Below are 1,520 nucleotides of genomic sequence, written 5' to 3'. Positions count from 1 at the left end.
CTATACTTTATACTATAGCTTACAAAATAGGTTTTTGATATTTACTTACCGCTTAGCCTTTGGTGCAAAGCTTAATGATCCACAAAAGAATGTTTTATATATGCTGTACAGAAAACAGATATAACAGAAGAAGAAACTTGCAACCTTATACTTGCAGTAGCTTCAAAAGGCACCATTAAAAAGAATAGCTCTATGGTTTTCTTAGCAGGTTAACTTACTATACTCAGCGAGTCACTTACACGTTGATGGTTTTTCTTGCTGATAGCTTCCTGATAGGCACTTTGCAAAAAGGCTACACCGCTTGGTACATGCTGGCATCTGTATGTAACCTGTTTTACAGCTTCTGTGCCCTTCTGTACCGCAATAGATTTATCGGCCTCTATTTCTTGCATGGTGCGCACCAGCTGCTGCGTTACATCTTTAGCACTAGTAAAATCTGTTACCCAGCCGCTCTTATTGTTTACCTGTAAAGCCGGTCCGCCATTGTTAAAGCACATAACAGGTTTTCCCAGGGCCATTGCTTCCATTACTACGTTGCCGTATGCCTCATGGGTAGCCATGTGTACAAACACATCTGCAGAAGCCACCAGCTTATGCACATCTTCTATAGATGGCAGATCGCCGAAGAATTTAACTTTATGTGTGATGCCTAGTTCAGCTGCCAGATTTTCCAGCCATCCGCGTTCTCTTTTGGTAGCAACTACCCAATACTCGCTGCCGGTCAGTCTTGCTTCGGCGAACGCTTGTAAGCCTATTTGAATGCCTTTCCAGGGTAGGGGGCGTGCCACTGAAATGAATACAAGCTTCTGCGGGTCTGGGCTTACGGTTTCAGAAATCTGCCTGAAGTAGTTTAGCTTTTGAGTAGTTATCTCTACCTGGTGCGCTACCCGAACATCGTCGGCACCCATCTGCTTTAGTTTATCTGCTGTTTGCTCAGTTGTAACATAGGCAATGCTGGCGGCGCTCACTGTTCTCTTGGCTGCGGGCAGGGAGGAGAATAGGTATACCACAGCATTCCGAACTGCCTCAGCAAAGAAACCTTTCTTCTTAAAAAAAGGAAACATACTTAATGGTGTAGTTTCGCCGCCGCCAACAACACCGAACACGAAGGGCGCTTTTGTCTTGTAGAGCGAAGAGGGCGTCCAGAACCTGCCATACGTTACATGGTGTACTACATCGTATGGGCGATGCACATGTGCTTTAATATAATTGTGCAATGTCAGTTGCCACAGAAAGTAATGTGCCTCAAAACCCGGCTTGTTGCCCCGCAGTGCTTTAGGGAAAGGTCCATCATAATAATGTACTTCTACATTGGCTGGCAGTTCCGGGTCTATAAATTCTTTATGTACAGGATGTGTGATGAGGATAACATCTGAAAATTTAGAGGCATTCACTACGGTGTCCCAGCCTACTCCTGGCTCACTACCAGTAAATGGCTGGCATGCAAATGCTGAAATCAATACAACTGACATAAAAGTCTTTATTAATTTTCTTTAAAAATCTTTTTGGAAATGCGTCTC

General features: G+C 43.9%; 1 protein-coding gene. It reads right to left on the bottom strand.

What is annotated here, in order from left to right:
- Window positions 1–209 precede the first annotated feature (209 nt).
- Window positions 210–1,472 carry a glycosyltransferase gene (locus tag ACFQ2O_RS21580; RefSeq protein WP_377532965.1) on the bottom strand — a complete coding sequence of 421 codons (1,263 nt, stop codon included), beginning with the start codon at window positions 1,470–1,472 and terminating at the stop codon, window positions 210–212.
- Between the last annotated feature and the right edge of the window lie 48 nt (window positions 1,473–1,520).

This window comes from Pontibacter rugosus (assembly GCF_042678745.1).
GTDB lineage: Bacteria > Bacteroidota > Bacteroidia > Cytophagales > Hymenobacteraceae > Pontibacter > Pontibacter rugosus.
The sequence above is the reverse complement of the archived record's forward strand: the minus strand, read 5'-3'. Positions and strand labels throughout refer to the sequence as shown.

Excerpts from the sequence above, each read along its gene's own strand:
- ACFQ2O_RS21580 (WP_377532965.1), bottom strand. The coding sequence starts at position 1,472 with ATGTCAGTTGTATTGATTTCAGCATTTGCATGCCAGCCATTTACTGGT.